Annotated in this window: 14 protein-coding genes; 10 read left to right on the top strand and 4 right to left on the bottom strand. The window is 64.0% G+C overall.

The window, feature by feature from the left end; translation table 11 throughout:
• The first annotated feature begins 46 nt into the window (after positions 1-46).
• From dapC to cls, 6 genes are all read left to right on the top strand, one after another.
• Positions 47-1,264 carry a succinyldiaminopimelate transaminase gene (gene dapC, locus LPA37_RS01245; protein WP_229011095.1) on the top strand — a complete coding sequence of 406 codons (1,218 nt, stop codon included), beginning with the start codon at positions 47-49 and terminating at the stop codon, positions 1,262-1,264.
• A 70-nt stretch (positions 1,265-1,334) separates the two neighbouring features.
• Positions 1,335-2,162 (top strand): 2,3,4,5-tetrahydropyridine-2,6-dicarboxylate N-succinyltransferase, encoded by an 828-nt coding sequence (gene dapD / locus LPA37_RS01240; protein ID WP_228977612.1) that lies wholly within the window; start codon positions 1,335-1,337, stop codon positions 2,160-2,162.
• Complete coding sequence (locus tag LPA37_RS01235) at positions 2,162-2,527, top strand: ArsC family reductase (RefSeq protein WP_228877371.1); 366 nt, start codon at positions 2,162-2,164, stop codon at positions 2,525-2,527. Before dapD ends, LPA37_RS01235 begins: the two co-directional genes overlap by 1 nt.
• A gap of 97 nt (positions 2,528-2,624) precedes the next feature.
• Positions 2,625-3,764 carry a succinyl-diaminopimelate desuccinylase gene (gene dapE, locus LPA37_RS01230; RefSeq protein WP_228977865.1) on the top strand — a complete coding sequence of 380 codons (1,140 nt, stop codon included), beginning with the start codon at positions 2,625-2,627 and terminating at the stop codon, positions 3,762-3,764.
• A 12-nt stretch (positions 3,765-3,776) separates the two neighbouring features.
• Positions 3,777-4,661, top strand: coding sequence for a 50S ribosomal protein L3 N(5)-glutamine methyltransferase (prmB, locus tag LPA37_RS01225; RefSeq protein WP_228977615.1), 885 nt, complete (start codon positions 3,777-3,779; stop codon positions 4,659-4,661).
• A 166-nt stretch (positions 4,662-4,827) separates the two neighbouring features.
• On the top strand, positions 4,828-6,276 hold the full coding sequence (gene cls / locus LPA37_RS01220; protein ID WP_228977616.1) for a cardiolipin synthase: 1,449 nt from the start codon (positions 4,828-4,830) through the stop codon (positions 6,274-6,276).
• A gap of 97 nt (positions 6,277-6,373) precedes the next feature.
• Here the strand turns inward: cls and LPA37_RS01215 are convergent, their stop codons facing one another.
• Positions 6,374-6,853, bottom strand: a complete 480-nt coding sequence (locus LPA37_RS01215) for a glutathione peroxidase (protein WP_228977618.1) — start codon at positions 6,851-6,853, stop codon at positions 6,374-6,376.
• A 122-nt stretch (positions 6,854-6,975) separates the two neighbouring features.
• Between LPA37_RS01215 and LPA37_RS01210 the strand changes: the two genes are divergently transcribed.
• A complete protein-coding gene (locus tag LPA37_RS01210) occupies positions 6,976-8,916 on the top strand; it encodes an ATP-binding cassette domain-containing protein (RefSeq protein ID WP_229011093.1) in 1,941 nt (646 codons plus the stop codon).
• A gap of 45 nt (positions 8,917-8,961) precedes the next feature.
• Positions 8,962-10,017 carry a CaiB/BaiF CoA transferase family protein gene (locus LPA37_RS01205; RefSeq protein WP_228977621.1) on the top strand — a complete coding sequence of 352 codons (1,056 nt, stop codon included), beginning with the start codon at positions 8,962-8,964 and terminating at the stop codon, positions 10,015-10,017.
• Positions 10,018-10,063: 46 nt separating this feature from the next.
• On the opposite strand, the gene LPA37_RS01200 is transcribed toward LPA37_RS01205, so the two are convergent.
• The 3 genes from LPA37_RS01200 to alr form a co-directional block, all read right to left on the bottom strand.
• Positions 10,064-10,330 carry a DUF2866 domain-containing protein gene (locus LPA37_RS01200; protein WP_228977623.1) on the bottom strand — a complete coding sequence of 89 codons (267 nt, stop codon included), beginning with the start codon at positions 10,328-10,330 and terminating at the stop codon, positions 10,064-10,066.
• Between the two features lie 152 nt (positions 10,331-10,482).
• A complete protein-coding gene (gene radA / locus LPA37_RS01195; RefSeq protein WP_228977629.1) occupies positions 10,483-11,859 on the bottom strand; it encodes a DNA repair protein RadA in 1,377 nt (458 codons plus the stop codon).
• A gap of 45 nt (positions 11,860-11,904) precedes the next feature.
• Entirely contained in the window at positions 11,905-12,975 is a 1,071-nt protein-coding gene (alr, locus tag LPA37_RS01190; protein WP_229011091.1) for an alanine racemase, read from the bottom strand.
• Positions 12,976-13,193: 218 nt separating this feature from the next.
• Between alr and lplT the strand changes: the two genes are divergently transcribed.
• Together lplT and thiD are read left to right on the top strand one after the other, a co-directional pair.
• Positions 13,194-14,501: a lysophospholipid transporter LplT gene (gene lplT, locus LPA37_RS01185; RefSeq protein ID WP_228977633.1), complete on the top strand. Its 1,308-nt coding sequence runs from the start codon at positions 13,194-13,196 to the stop codon at positions 14,499-14,501.
• A gap of 70 nt (positions 14,502-14,571) precedes the next feature.
• Entirely contained in the window at positions 14,572-15,378 is an 807-nt protein-coding gene (thiD, locus tag LPA37_RS01180) for a bifunctional hydroxymethylpyrimidine kinase/phosphomethylpyrimidine kinase (protein ID WP_228977635.1), read from the top strand.
• Positions 15,379-15,448: the final 70 nt, after the last annotated feature.

Raw genomic sequence — 15,448 nt, 5'->3', positions numbered from 1 at the left:
GCCTTCATCTGTGTTTGTCCGTCTTCGACCAGGCTCGATCCGCCCAGTGAACCCGCTACTCGACTCTCTCCAGCCCTATCCGTTCGAAAAGCTGCGCGCGCTTTTCCAGGACGTCACGCCGCCCGCCGGTCTCGCGCACATCAGCTTTGGCATCGGTGAGCCGAAACACCCCACGCCCGCGCTGATCCGCGACGCCGTCGTCGAATCGCTCGGCGGTCTCGCTTCGTACCCGGCGACGCTCGGTGCGCCGGCGCTGCGCGAATCGATCGCCCGCTGGATCGCGCGGCGTTACGACCTGCCGGCCGTCGACCCGCTGACGCAGGTGTTGCCCGTCGCAGGCTCACGCGAGGCGCTTTTCGCGCTCGCGCAGACGGTGATCGATCCATCGAAAAAGATCGGTGGCGAGCCCGCGATCGTACTCTGCCCAAACCCGTTCTACCAGATTTACGAGGGCGCGGCGCTCCTGGCCGGCGCCCAGCCATACTTCGCGAACAGCGATCCAGCGCGTAACTTCGCCTGCGACTACGCGGCCATTCCCGCAGACATCTGGGCACGCACGCAGCTCCTGTACGTGTGCTCGCCGGGCAATCCGACGGGCGCCGTGCTCACGCTCGACGACTGGCGAGAACTGTTCGCGCTGTCGGACCGGTACGGCTTCGTGATTGCGTCCGACGAATGCTATTCCGAGATCTATTTCGACGAAGCAAAGCCGCCGCTCGGCGGCCTCGAAGCCGCGCACCGGCTCGGCCGCGGCTTCGAGCGGCTTGTCATGCTCTCGAGCCTGTCCAAGCGCTCGAATGTGCCGGGCATGCGCTCGGGCTTCGTCGCGGGCGACGCGGCGATCCTGAAGCAGTTCCTGCTGTACCGCACGTATCACGGCGCCGCGCTCTCGACCGTCTACCAGAGTGCCAGCATCGCCGCCTGGAACGACGAGACGCACGTGCGCGAGAACCGCGCGAAGTACGTGCAGAAGTTCTCCACCGTGACGCCGATGCTCGCCGGCGTGCTCGACGTGCGTCTGCCGGATGCCGCGTTCTACCTGTGGGTGGACGTTTCGCGCACTGGCCTTTCGGATACTGACTTCGCCCGGCGCCTGTACGCCGACTATAATGTGACGGTTCTGCCCGGATCGTTCCTCGCCCGCACCGCGCAAGGCACGAATCCCGGTCGCGATTTCGTGCGCCTCGCGCTCGTCGCCGGTGTCGACGAATGCACCGAAGGCGCGCAGCGGATCGTCGATTTTTGCCGTTCGCTGGCGCGCTGACGCGCCGCGAACCGCTTTCAGCCGGCCGCCGGCCTCTTCACCCGCTTTCCACTCTTCAGAAATCACGAACATGTCGCAACAACTTCAGCAGATCATCGATAACGCCTGGGAAAACCGCGCCGAGCTGTCGCCGAAGGCCGCGCCCGCCGAAGTGCGTGATGCCGTCACGCATGCCATCGAGCAGCTCGACAAAGGCGCGCTGCGCGTCGCCGAAAAGAAGGATGGCGACTGGACCGTCAACCAGTGGCTGAAAAAAGCCGTGCTGCTGTCGTTCCGCCTCGAGGACAACGTGCCGCAACCGGCCGGCGGCTACTCGCAGTTCTACGACAAAGTGCCGTCGAAGTTCGCGAACTACACCGCTGAAGATTTCGCTGCCGGCGGCTTTCGCGTCGTGCCGCCCGCCATCGCGCGCCGTGGCTCGTTCATCGCGAAGAACGTCGTGCTGATGCCGTCGTACGTGAACATCGGCGCGTACGTCGATGAAGGCACGATGGTCGACACGTGGGCGACCGTCGGCTCGTGCGCGCAGATCGGCAAGAACGTGCACCTTTCGGGTGGCGTCGGCATCGGCGGCGTGCTGGAGCCGCTGCAGGCCAACCCGGTCGTCATCGAGGACAACTGCTTCATCGGCGCGCGCTCGGAAGTCGTCGAAGGCGTGATCGTCGAGGAAAACTCGGTGATCTCGATGGGCGTGTACCTCGGCCAGAGCACGAAGATTTACGACCGCGAAACCGGTGAAGTCACGTATGGGCGCATTCCGGCGGGCTCGGTGGTCGTCGCGGGCAACCTGCCTTCGAAGGACGGTTCGCACAGCCTGTACTGCGCGGTCATCGTCAAGAAGGTCGATGCCAAGACGCGCGCCAAGGTCGGCCTCAACGAGCTGCTGCGAGGCGATTGATGGCTCGCGCCAACAAAACTGTCGTCTACGGCATCCCGAACTGCGACACCGTGAAGAAGGCCCGCGTGTGGCTCGAGGAGCACGGCGTCGAGTTCGAATTCCACGACTTCAAGAAAGCGGGCGTCACCGCGCCGCTCGTGCAGGACTGGCTCAAGGACGTGTCGCTCGATGCGTTGCTGAACCGGCGCGGCACGACGTGGCGCGCGCTGTCCGACAGCATGAAGGCCGCCGCCGATACCGAAGCGGGTGCGATCGCGCTGATGATCCACAAGCCGTCGGTGATCAAGCGGCCCGTGGTGGTCGTGAACGGCCGGGTCAAGACGCTCGGCTTTTCCGCGGAGCAGTACGAAACGCTCTTTGCCTGAACGTTCGCGCGATGGCCTCTTTGACGCCATCGCATGGAAACAGGTTGTTGCCGGCGTGCGCGCCGGCATTTTTTCATCCCAGGTGGTTGGTTCCAACATGTCCGGCACGCTTGCCCTTACTGAACAACTGATCGCGCGCGCATCCGTCACGCCCGACGACCAGCATTGCCAGAACCTGCTCATCGAGCGTCTTTCGGCAATCGGCTTTGAATGCGAGACGATCGAATCGCACGGCGTCACGAACCTGTGGGCCGTGAAACGCGGTGTCGACGGCACCGCGGGCAAGCTGCTCGCGTTCGCCGGCCATACCGATGTGGTGCCGACCGGTCCGCTGGAACAATGGACGTCGCTGCCGTTCGAGCCGACGCATCGCGACGGCAAGCTGTACGGCCGCGGCGCCGCCGACATGAAGACGTCGATCGCCGGCTTCGTGGTGGCGAGCGAGGAATTCGTCGCCGCGCATCCTGAACATCGCGGATCGATCGCCTTCCTCATCACGAGCGACGAGGAAGGCCCGGCCACCGACGGCACGATCAAGGTCGTCGAAGCCCTGCAGGCACGTGGCGAACGGCTCGATTACTGCATCGTCGGCGAGCCGACGTCGAGCGAAACGCTAGGCGACATGGTCAAGAACGGCCGGCGCGGCTCGATGTCCGGCAAGCTCGTCGTGAAGGGCGTGCAGGGCCACATCGCGTATCCGCATCTCGCGAAGAATCCGGTTCATCTGCTCGCGCCCGCGCTCGCCGAACTGGTCGCTGAACGCTGGGACGATGGCAACGAATACTTTCCGCCCACCACATGGCAGGTGTCGAACATCCATGGCGGCACGGGCGCGAGCAACGTGATTCCGGGCCACGCCGACGTGCAGTTCAACTTCCGTTTCTCGACGGCGAGCACAGTGGAGGGATTGCAGCGCCGCGTGCACGCCATTCTCGACCGGCACGGGCTCGAATACGACCTGAAGTGGAGCGTCAGCGGCCTGCCCTTTCTCACGCCGCGCGGCGACCTGTCGAACGCGCTCGGCCGTGCCATCAAGGACGAAACCGGCGTCACCGCCGAACTCTCGACCACCGGCGGAACGTCCGACGGCCGGTTCATCGCGCGCATCTGCGACCAGGTCGTCGAATTCGGGCCGCCGAACGGCAGCATCCACAAGATCGACGAACACATCGAAGTCGCCTTCGTCGAACCGCTCAAGAACGTGTATCGCCGCGTGCTCGAACAACTGATCGCCTGACCCGAGACCACCATGACCCTTCCGTTCTCCACCGTGCGCGACCTGCTGCGTTTCGCCGTCAGCCGCTTCAATCAGGCCGGGCTGTCGTTTGGACACGGCTCGGCAAACGCCTACGACGAAGCCGCGTATCTGATCCTGCACTCGCTGCATCTGCCGCTCGATCTGCTCGACCCGTTCCTCGACGCGAAGCTGACCTCACCGGAGATCGAAACGATCCTGCGCGTGATCGAGCGGCGCGCCGTCGAGCGCGTGCCCGCCGCGTACATCACGCAGGAAGCGTGGATGCACGGCTTCCGCTTTCACGTCGACGAACGGGTCATCGTGCCGCGCTCGTTTATCGGCGAACTGCTGCAGGATGGCCTGCAACCGTACGTCGAGGACCCCGAGCAGGTCGGCGCGGTCCTCGAACTGTGCACCGGATCGGCGAGCCTCGCGATTCTTGCCGCTTACGCGTTCCCGAACGCGGACATCGACGCGGTCGACCTGTCGGCCCCGGCCCTCGAAGTCGCGACGAAGAACGTGCAGGAATATGAGCTTGACGACCGTATCGCACTTTTCGAAGGCGATCTGTTCGCACCGCTGCCCGAGCGCCGTTACGACGTGATCATCACGAATCCGCCGTATGTGAACGCGGAATCGATGACATCGCTGCCGGCCGAGTACAAACATGAACCTGAAATGGCGCTTGCGGGCGGCACCGACGGCATGGACATCGTGCGTCGCATCATCGCCGAAGCGCGTAACTGGCTCACCGACGAAGGCGTGCTCGTCGTCGAAATCGGCAACGAGCGGGCGAACGTCGAAGCGGCATTTGGCGGTCTCGACCTCGTCTGGCTGTCGACAAGCGCCGGCGACGACAACGTGTTCCTGATCCAGGCTTCCGACCTTCCGTCCTGACGCTTTTCAGCAGATCGTGGCAAGATCGCGCGCCACTTGTCGCGCGCGGCCGGCCTGAATCAATGCGAATGCAACGAACCCGACCGGCCGCCAACCGGGTTCGGTAAGATGGCGGAATTGCCCTCGGCGCCCCACCCGGAGCGCCCCGGGAATATTCCGGACACTTATGCAATTCGACCTGCTTCATGTCGGCAGTCTGATCGCGCTCGCTCACCTGCTGGGCGTGATCGCTGCCTGCCACGCCATCCTCTATACCCGTACCTCGCAAGGCGCGATCGCCTGGGCCGTGTCGCTCGTGGCCATGCCGTATTTCACGCTTGTGCCGTACCTGTTTCTCGGGCGCAGCAAGTTTCGCGGCTACGCGGACGCGCGCCGGCTGGAAAACGAATCGCTTCGCACGCTCGCGCACCCGCAGGAATGGGACGCGCTGGATTCGTCCGGTGGGCGCCCAACCGACGAACTCGGCCAGCGCGTCATCCGTTCGTTGACCCGGCTTGGCGGCATGCCATTCCTGCCCGGCAACCAGGTGCGCACGCTCGTCAACGGCGAAGCGACGTTCGCCGCGATTTTCGACGCCATCGAGGCGGCGCAAAAATATGTGATCGTCCAGTTCTTCATCGTGCGCGCGGACGCGCTGGGTGAAATGCTGAAGGACGCCCTGCTCGCGAAAGCGGCGCAAGGCGTACGCATCTACTTTCTCTACGACAGCATCGGCAGTTTCGATCTGCCGCACCGGTATACCTCGGCACTGCGAGCCGGTGGCATCGAGGTGCATCCTTTCGCCACGAACCGGAAATTCGTCAACCGCTTCCAGGTCAATTTCCGCAATCACCGGAAGATCGTCGTGGTCGATGGCGAGTGCGCGTTTGTCGGCGGCCACAATGTGGGCGTGGAGTATCTCGGCAGCCATCCACCGCTGTCACCCTGGCGCGACACACATATCGAAGTGCGCGGCCCCGCGGTCGCGTGCATCCAGTTCGTGTTTGTCGAAGACTGGTACTGGGCGACGCAGCAGGTTCCCGAATTCGACGTGCCCGCCGCCGATACCGTCACTCCCGCCGGTGAAGGCATGCATTGCATCGTCATCCCAAGCGGGCCTGCCGACCGACAGGAAACCTGTTCGCTCTTTTTCGTGGAAGCGATCAACGCCGCGCACGAGCGCATCTGGATCACGACGCCCTATCTGATTCCAGACGAAGCCGTGTTCGCCGCGTTGCGGCTCGCGGCCATGCGCGGCGTGGATGTGCGGATCCTGATTCCGTGCCGGCGCGACCATATCGTGGTCTTCGAAGCGTCGAAGCTGTACGCCTACGACGCCGTGCGTGCCGGCGTGCGCATCTTTCGCTACCGTCCGGGTTTTCTGCACCAGAAAGTCGTGCTGATCGACAGCGTCGCGGCGGCAGTGGGTAGCGCAAACCTGGATAACCGCTCGTTCAGGTTGAACTTCGAGATCATGGTGCTGACCGTCGACCGTGGCTTCGCCGCCGAAGTCGAAGCGATGCTGATGCGCGATTTCCAGGACGCATTCGAGATCAACCGGGACGAATTCTGGAAGGCCCCAGCCTGGCGACGGGTTGCGATGCACGTGGCGAGACTGTTCTCGCCGGTTTTGTAGCTTTGCGCGATTTCCGGCCGGCGCGTGCATGGTCAAGGTTCAACGCTTTGCCCCTCGACGCCGGACACCTCAGACGACAGCAAAACCGCCGGCGAAACTAAAGCACCTTCTCGATATCGTCGGTGATCGATTCGGGCTTCGTCAGCGGCGCATAGCGTTTCAGCACCGTACCATCGCGCCCGATCAGGAATTTGGTGAAATTCCACTTGATGGCTTCGAGCCCCAGGAGGCCAGGCGCTTCGCCGGTCAGATATTTGTAGAGCGGATGCGCATCCGCGCCGTTCACGTCGATCTTGTCGAACATCTGGAACGACACGCCGTAATTCGTTTCGCAGAAGCTGCCGATCTGCGCGGCATCTCCCGGCTCCTGTTTGCCGAACTGGTTGCACGGAAAACCAAGCACCTCGAACCCGCGCGACGCGTAGTCGTCCTGCAGTTTCTGCAGCCCCGCGTATTGCGGCGTGAACCCGCACTGGCTGGCCGTATTGACGATCAGCAGCACCTTGCCCTGATAGCGATCCAGCCCGATTGTGTCGCCACCCAGCGTGCGCGCGGAAAACGTGTAGATCGAAGTCATGTACTTTCCCCGGAAAGCGCTCAGTCTAAGCTAAATAGCCTGACGCGACATCTGGCCAGACGGCCGATGCCTCCATTTTCCCGCGCAGTCTAGAATAGCGGTTTTTCCCCGCCGGCCATCCTGTGATTCGCTTCAACCAGTTCACCCTCGCGCGCGGCACCAAGCCGCTTTTCGAACAGACCTCGTTCACCCTCAACCCCGGCGAGAAAGCCGGGCTCGTGGGTGCGAACGGCGCGGGCAAATCCACGCTCTTTGCCGTGCTGCGCGGCGAACTGCATGCGGACGGCGGCGACTTTGCGATGCCGCCCTCGTGGCAGATCGCCCACGTCGCCCAGGAAACGCCCGCCGCGGACAAAACCGCCCTCGCCTGGACGCTCGACGGCGACGCGGCGCTGCGGGCCATCGAAGCGCGCATTGCGGCCGCTTCGGCCGCCCATGACGGCGCCGCCGAGGGCGAAGCACACGCGGCGTTCGCCGACGCCGACGGTTACACCGCGCCCGCCCGTGCGGAGGCACTGCTGCTGGGCCTCGGCTTCACGCTCGAACAGACGCGCGAGCAGGTCGGCAGCTTCTCAGGCGGCTGGCGCATGCGGCTGAACCTCGCGCAGGCATTGATGTGCCGCTCCGACCTGCTGCTCCTCGACGAACCCACGAATCACCTGGACCTCGACGCGATCGTCTGGCTCGAAGACTGGCTGCACCGTTACCCTGGCACACTGATCGTGATTTCGCACGATCGCGAGTTTCTGGATTCCGTGTGCAACGTCACGCTGCATCTGGAGCAACAGCAGATCAAACGCTACGGCGGCAATTACTCGCAGTTCGAAGTCCTGCGGGCACAGCAGCTCGCGCTGCAGCAAAGCGCGTACGAGAAGCAGCAGAAAACGGTCGAGCATCTGCAGAGCTACATCAACCGCTTCAAGGCGCAGGCCACGAAGGCACGTCAGGCGCAAAGCCGGGTCAAGGCGCTCGAACGCATGGAACTGATCGCGCCCGCGCATGCGTCGTCGCCGTTCACGTTCGAGTTTCGCACGCCCGATTCGGCGCCGAATCCGATGATGGTGATGGAAGACGTCCGTTGCGGTTACCGCACCGAAGAGCACGTCGAGATTCCGATCGTCCAGCACGTGACGCTGTCGATCCAGAACGGGCAGCGCATCGGCCTGCTGGGCGCGAACGGCCAGGGCAAGTCGACGCTGATCAAGACGCTCGCCGGCACGCTTGAAGCGCTCGGCGGCCATGTGCGCGAAGGCAAGGGACTGCGCATCGGCTACTTCGCGCAGCACCAGCTGGAAACGCTGCGGCCCGACGATTCGCCGCTGCAACATCTGGCCCGGCTCGCGCCCGATACACGCGAACAGGAACTGCGCGATTTTCTTGGCGGCTTCAATTTTTCCGGCGACATGGCCACCGCCGCCATCACGCCGTTTTCGGGCGGCGAGAAGGCGCGGCTCGCGCTCGCGCTGATCATCTGGCAAAAGCCCAATCTGCTGCTGCTCGACGAACCGACCAACCACCTGGATCTCGAAACCCGTCACGCGCTCACCATGGCGCTCGCGCAGTTCGAGGGCACGCTGATCCTCGTCTCGCACGACCGGCACCTGTTACGCGCGACGACCGACCAGTTCATGCTCGTTGCGAAACACCGCCTGCAGCCGTTCGACGGCGATCTGGACGATTATCGCGACTGGCTCCTGCAGCACGCCGCCGACCAGCGCGCCGCCGCCAAAGCCAGTAACGGCACGGGCGGCACTGAATCCGGCGCGGATGCGGCCGTTAACCGGAAGGAACAGCGGCGGCTCGAAGCGGAAACGCGGCAGAAGCTTTCGCATCTGAAAAAGCCGCTGCAGTCGCGCATTACGAAGATCGAAAAGGAAATGGATATGCTGAATACGGAGAAAGCGACGCTCGACGCGTTCGTCGCCGATCCGTCCAGCTATGAGCCTGAGCGCAAAGCGCAACTGACGGATGCCATCCGTCGGCAGGCGGAAGTCTCTACACGCCTCGAAACACTCGAAGCCGAATGGCTCGAAAAGCACGAGGAACTTGAACAGATCGGCTAGCGGCGCTCGAACCGGGACCGCGCCGGCATCGATGAGAGGTTGGTCTTGTCGTCTCCCCCCGCATTGAAAGGCTTGCGCGTACTCGATCTGACGCGCCTGTTACCCGGCCCCGTGGCGACGTTGCGGCTTGCCGAACTGGGCGCCGACGTTCTCAAGATCGAAGCGCCCGGCGCGGGCGACTACACGCGCACGATGATGCAAAGCACCGCCGACCGGCTCGCGGGCCGGCCCGGTGCGTTCTATCGCATCATCAATCGCGGCAAGCGCGAGACGCGTCTCGATCTGAAATCGGAAGCCGGTCGCAACGTGCTGCGCGCGCTCGCGCATGAAGCGGACGTGCTCGTCGAGAGCTTCCGGCCCGGCGTCATGGACCGGCTCGGCGTCGGCTACGACCTGTTGCGCGTGGAAAATCCGAAGCTCGTTTACTGTGCGATCACAGGCTACGGCTCCGACGGCCCGTTCTCGACCTTCGCGGGACACGATCTGAATTACATCGCGTATGCGGGTGTACTCGACCAGCTTGCCGCCCGCGACGGCACGCCGATCGTGCCGAACTTCCAGATCGCCGACCTGCTGGGCGGCGCGCTGTCCGCCGTCACGCAAATGCTCGCGGCGCTCTGGCACGTCGCGCGCGGCGGCAACGGCCGGTTTATCGACATATCGATGACCCATGCGTCGCACGCCAATAACATCATCGCGCAGGTCGCGCTCGCCGACGAAGGCGAAGGGTCGCGCGCGGGCGGCGGACTGCTGAACGGCGGCGTGCCCTGCTATAACCTGTACCGCACGCACGACGGCCGCTGGCTCGCCATTGGCGCGCTCGAACTGAAATTCTGGGAAACGTTGTGTGTGGCGCTCGACCGCCGGGAGTGGGCGGAGCGGCACTGGAGCCTCGGCCAGGCGATCGGCGGTCCGGATGCGCTCGCGTTGACGCAGGAACTGGCCGCGATCATCGCCGGCCAGACGCTGGAAGACTGGATTGCCCTGCTGGAGCCGCTCGACTGCTGCATTTCGCCCGTGCTGACGCCCGCGGAAGCGGCGCGCCATCCGCTTTTCAATCCGGCTTTTGCGATGCAGCAGGACAGCGCCGACGATCTTTGATGCCCAGACCGGGAAACCACGCGGCTAACGCTGGCACGCTGGCGCCCTATCGACGCGGCAAGGTCTGCCGTGGCTCACGCTCGTCGTCGATCAGAACGTGTTTGCGGCCTTCCACGTGATGCTCGATGGTGGCGCGCACTTCGTCGACGGTAACGTCTTCCGCCACGACGCGCCGCGAAATCTGCCCGGTCGTATCGACCCATTCGACAATACGGCAGCCGCGGCCACCCCAGGGTTGCCGGATCGGCTCCGACACGCGGCAGCCGCGCAGGTTCACGAGAGGCTCGGCCGACGATTCATGAGACTGTTTCAAGACGCGTTCCTTTTCCGCCCATGACGGACTGCTAACCGGGGCAGGATAAGGAAAACCTGTGTCCTTCGGGTTACAGACGGTGTAGAGACCTTTACCGCTGATTACCCGGCAAAAGTGCCTGATCACAAGGCACGTCCTTGACAAAAAATGATTCAGTCAAGCTCACGAACCTGGTCGATCGCCTGCTCGATCCGTTCGACGGCGATCACGCGCAAGCCGTCGATGGGCTGTTTCGGCGCATTCGCTTTCGGAATCACGGCGATCGAAAACCCCAGTTTGGCGGCTTCCTTCAGCCGGTCCTGGCCGCGCGGCGACGGCCGGATTTCGCCTGCCAGACCGACTTCGCCGAATACGAACAGGCCCTTTGGCAGCGGCTTGTTGCGCAGCGACGACTGGATTGCGAGCAGCACCGCGAGATCGGCGGCCGGCTCGGTGATCTTCACGCCGCCCACCGCGTTCAGAAACACGTCCTGGTCAAAACACGCGATGCCCGCGTGCTTGTGCAGCACGGCCAGCAGCAGCGCCAGACGGTTTTGCTCGAGTCCGACCGCCAGCCGGCGCGGATTCGGCACATGTGCGGTATCCACCAGCGCCTGGATTTCGACCAGCAACGGCCGCGAGCCTTCCTGCGTGACGAGCACACACGAACCCGGCACCGTCTGCTCGTGCTGCGAGAGAAACAGCGCGGAAGGGTTCGACACGCCGCGCAAGCCGCGCTCGGTCATCGCGAACACGCCAAGCTCGTTGACCGCGCCGAAGCGGTTCTTGAACGCACGCACGAGGCGAAACGACGAATGCGTGTCGCCCTCGAAATACAGCACGGTATCGACAATGTGTTCGAGCACGCGCGGGCCGGCCAGATTGCCTTCCTTCGTCACGTGCCCGACCATGATGATCGCCGTGCCCGACTGCTTGGCGACACGCGTCAGTTGCGCCGCGCACTCGCGGACCTGCGCGACGGAGCCCGGCGCCGAAGTCAGTGCATCGGAATAGATCGTCTGGATCGAATCGATGACGGCCACGTCGGGCCGCTCGGCCTCGATCGTCGCCTGGATTTTCTCCAGCTGGATTTCGGCGAGAAGCTTGAGTTCGCCCGCCTTCGATTGCGGATCGAGCAGCGAAAGCCGCTGCGCGCGCAGTGCGATCTGCGCCGCGGATTCTTCGCCGCTCACATAGAGCGCGCGTCGTTCGCTGGCGATTTCGCCGAGCGACTGCAACAGCAGCGTCGATTTGCCGATGCCCGGATCGCCACCGATCAGCACCACGCCACCCGCGACGAGGCCGCCGCCCAGCACGCGATCGAATTCGCTGACGCCGGTCGAAAACCGCGGCACATCGGAGGCTTCGATATCGGCGAGACGCTGAACCGGCGCATTTTTCGCAATCGACTGGAAGCGGTTTGCCGAAGCCGATTCCGCGATGGTTTCCACCAGCGTGTTCCACGCGCCGCACGCCGGACACTGCCCCTGCCATTTAGGCGCCTGCCCGCCGCACTCGGTGCAGGTGTACAACGTTTTCTGTTTAGCCACGCGCCTTCCTGTTACTGCGTTTTCTGCCTGTCCATATCGGAAAAGTCATTCGGCGCGCACCGGCACGCGCGGCGCGACGGCGCACATCAGTTCATAACCGATCGTGCCGCAAGCCCGCGCGACATCGTCGATCGGGAGTGCCGCCCCCCACAGTTCGACGCGCGAGCCGACACTCGCTGTCGGGCATGGCGTGAGGTCGACGGTAATCATGTCCATCGACACACGTCCGACAAGCCGTGTCAGCACACCGTCGACGATCACCGGCGTGCCTTCGGGCGCCGTGCGTGAATAGCCGTCCGCGTAACCGCAGGCAACCACGCCGACACGCATCGGCCCACGCGCGGCGAACGTCGAACCATAGCCGATTGTCTGGCCTTCCGAGACCATCTGCGTGGCGATCAGCTCGGAGGCAAGCGTCATGGCGGGCTGCAGCCCCGTGCCCTCGATCGCGGCGGTAACGCCCGACGGCGACGCGCCGTACAGGATGATGCCGGGTCGCACCCAGTCGAAGTGCGCTTCCGGATGCCACAGGGTGACCGCGGAGTTCGCGAGGCTGCGCGCGCCGGCAATGCCTTGCGCGCCGCGCTCGAACGCTTCCATCTGATACGTGATGCCACGCTCGCCGTCCGCATCCGAAAAATGGGTCATCAGCGTGATCTGGCCGACACCCTGACAGGCACGCGCCCGTTCCCACGCAGCCCGGTAGCGTTCCGGCGTGTACCCGAGCCGGTTCATGCCGCTGTTCATCTTGAGCTGGATATTGACCGGCTTCGACAGCCGCGCCATTTCCAGCATCCGCATCTGTTCATCGGAATGCACCGCCGTGGTCAGGCTGTAGCGATCGATAACGTCAATATCCGTTGGGCGGAAGAAGCCTTCGAGCAGGAGAATCGGACCGGCCCAACCCAGTTCACGCAACTTCACGGCCTCTTCGAGGTCGAGCAGGCCGAAACCATCGGTGGCGCGCAGGCCCGGAAACACGCGCGCGAGCCCGTGTCCATATGCGTTGGCCTTGACGACGGCCCAGATGCGGGACTTCGGCGCATAACGGCGGGCAACGGCAAGATTGTTGGCGAGAGCGGAGGTATGAATGGTGGCTGAGAGCGGACGCGGCATGGGATATTTTCGTAAAGACGCTTGCGAATCAGGAGCTTACACGGCGTTTTCAGCGCGCCGGAGGCCGCCGGACGGTGCGATCGAGGATTCTGCTAGTCTGAATGCGCCTATTTTCATGATATAAAGCCGTGCGCACAACCCATTTCGAACGGCATAAGCCCGGACACTTTGCACACGGCCGGGGCGGACGGACCGCAGCGAGGACAGCATCGCATCAGATGAAAAAAGGTTTTTACACCATCATGGCCGCGCAGTTTTTTTCGTCGCTGGCTGACAATGCGCTCCTGATTGCTGCTATTGCGCTGCTGAAAGACCTTCACGCCCCAAACTGGATGACGCCGCTGCTCAAGCTGTTCTTTGTGCTGTCGTACGTCGTTCTTGCTGCCTTCGTCGGCGCTTTCGCCGATTCGCGCCCCAAAGGTCGCGTGATGTTCGTCACGAACACCATCAAGGTGCTCGGCTGCTTCACGATGCTGACCGGCGCGCACCCACTGATTGCCTACGGCATCGTGGGCTTCGGCGCCGCAGCCTACTCGCCGGCCAAGTATGGCATCCTCACCGAACTGCTGCCGCCCGACCGGCTCGTCGCCGCGAACGGCTGGATCGAAGGCACGACCGTCGGGTCGATCATCCTCGGCACGGTGCTGGGCGGTGCGCTGATCAGTCCGCACATTGCCGCGCCGATCCTCAGGCACCACATTCCCACGATAAATACACCCGCCGAAGCCGCGATGCTCGTGATCATGGTGTTCTACGTGATCGCAGCGCTCTTCAATCTGCGCATTCCCGACACCGGCGCCCGCTATCCGAAACAGGAGCGCGGCCCGATCAAGCTCGTCACCGATTTCGCCGACTGCTTTCTGGTGCTGTGGCGCGACAAGCTCGGCCAGATTTCGCTCGCGGTCACGACGCTCTTCTGGGGCGCAGGCGCGACGCTGCAGTTCATCGTGCTGAAGTGGGCGGAGGTGTCGCTAGGCATGTCGCTGTCGGAAGGTGCGATCCTGCAGGCCGTCGTGGCCGTCGGCGTGGCGGCGGGCGCGATGATCGCGGCCGGGAAGGTGCCGCTCAAGAAGTCGCTTTCGGTGCTGCCGGTCGGCATCATGATGGGTATCGCCGTGATGCTGATGGCGTTCTATACGAAGTCGATGTTCCCGGCGCACTGGGGCATCTATTTCGGCCGGATGCACGTGCCGGGCTATCTGCTGATTGCGTATCTCTTCCTGATGGTCGTGGGCGCGCTCTCGGGGTTTTTCGTCGTGCCGATGAACGCGCTCCTGCAGCATCGCGGACACGTGCTGCTTTCGGCCGGCCACTCGATCGCCGTGCAGAACTTCAACGAGAACCTGTCGGTGCTCGTGATGCTGTGCCTGTACGCTGTGCTGGTATGGCTCGACGTGCCGGTGTCGGCGGTGATCGTGCTGTTCGGCAGCTTCGTCTGCGTGATGATGTGGTTCGTGATGCGGCGTCATCAGGCGAACCAGCGCGCGTTCGACTCGGTTGCGCTGATCGGCGAAGTCAGGCACTGACGGCACGCGGCACGCCAGCCGCGCGCCTGCCCCGGCCACACGCGTCCTTCTTCTTTTCCGCACGCTTCCCATGACTCAAGCAATTCCTCACGTCCTGACGATCGCCGGCTCCGATTCGGGCGGCGGCGCGGGCATCCAGGCCGACCTCAAGGCGTTTTCCGCGCTCGGCGCATATGGCGCAAGCGTCATCACCGCGCTGACCGCGCAGAACACGCGCGGCGTGACGGCGATCCATACGCCGGACCCGGCGTTCATCACGGCGCAACTCGACGCCGTGTTCGACGACATCCGGATCGACGCGGTCAAGATCGGCATGCTCGCCAACGCCGGCATCGCGCATGCGGTCGCCGAAGCGTTGCGCCGTTATCGTCCGGAGCACATCGTGCTCGACACCGTGATGATCTCGAAGAGCAATCACGCGTTGCTGGCCCCGGACGCCGTCGCGGCGGTGCGCGACGAACTGTTGCCGCTCGCCACCCTGCTCACGCCGAACCTGCCGGAAGCAGCCGCGCTGCTGGGCGAAGCCGCCGCCACCGACGAAGCCGCGATGATCCGTCAGGGCGAAGCGCTGCGCGCGCTCGGCGCGCGCGCGGTGCTGATGAAAGGCGGCCACCTCGCCTCTGCGGACAGCCCCGACTGGCTGATTCAGGAGAGCGGCACGCTGCGTCTCGGCGGCCCACGCGTGCCGGTGAAAAATACCCACGGAACGGGCTGCACGCTGTCGTCGGCGATCGCGGCGTTGATTCCACAACGAAGCGATCTGGCAAGCGCGGTCGCGGACGCGAAACTGTACCTGACCGGCGCGCTCGAACAGAGCGACCGGCTGGACGTCGGTAGTGGCGTCGGGCCGGTGCATCATTTTTATCGCTGGTGGTAAGGGCGGCTGTTGATCGTACCCACGTGACCGGGCCGGTCAGACGCGATGTCGATCATCGCCAGTTCCGGGA

The sequence above is a fragment of the Paraburkholderia gardini genome (assembly GCF_907164545.1).
GTDB lineage: Bacteria > Pseudomonadota > Gammaproteobacteria > Burkholderiales > Burkholderiaceae > Paraburkholderia > Paraburkholderia gardini.
Note: the sequence above shows the minus strand (reverse complement) of the source record. Positions and strands in the feature narration are given on the sequence as shown.

Excerpts from the sequence above, each read along its gene's own strand:
- prmB (WP_228977615.1), top strand. The coding sequence starts at position 3,777 with ATGACCCTTCCGTTCTCCACCGTGCGCGACCTGCTGCGTTTCGCCGTC.
- thiD (WP_228977635.1), top strand. The coding sequence starts at position 14,572 with ATGACTCAAGCAATTCCTCACGTCCTGACGATCGCCGGCTCCGATTCG.
- cls (WP_228977616.1), top strand. The coding sequence starts at position 4,828 with ATGCAATTCGACCTGCTTCATGTCGGCAGTCTGATCGCGCTCGCTCAC.
- alr (WP_229011091.1), bottom strand. The coding sequence starts at position 12,975 with ATGCCGCGTCCGCTCTCAGCCACCATTCATACCTCCGCTCTCGCCAAC.
- LPA37_RS01215 (WP_228977618.1), bottom strand. The coding sequence starts at position 6,853 with ATGACTTCGATCTACACGTTTTCCGCGCGCACGCTGGGTGGCGACACA.
- dapE (WP_228977865.1), top strand. The coding sequence starts at position 2,625 with ATGTCCGGCACGCTTGCCCTTACTGAACAACTGATCGCGCGCGCATCC.
- dapD (WP_228977612.1), top strand. The coding sequence starts at position 1,335 with ATGTCGCAACAACTTCAGCAGATCATCGATAACGCCTGGGAAAACCGC.
- lplT (WP_228977633.1), top strand. The coding sequence starts at position 13,194 with ATGAAAAAAGGTTTTTACACCATCATGGCCGCGCAGTTTTTTTCGTCG.
- LPA37_RS01235 (WP_228877371.1), top strand. The coding sequence starts at position 2,162 with ATGGCTCGCGCCAACAAAACTGTCGTCTACGGCATCCCGAACTGCGAC.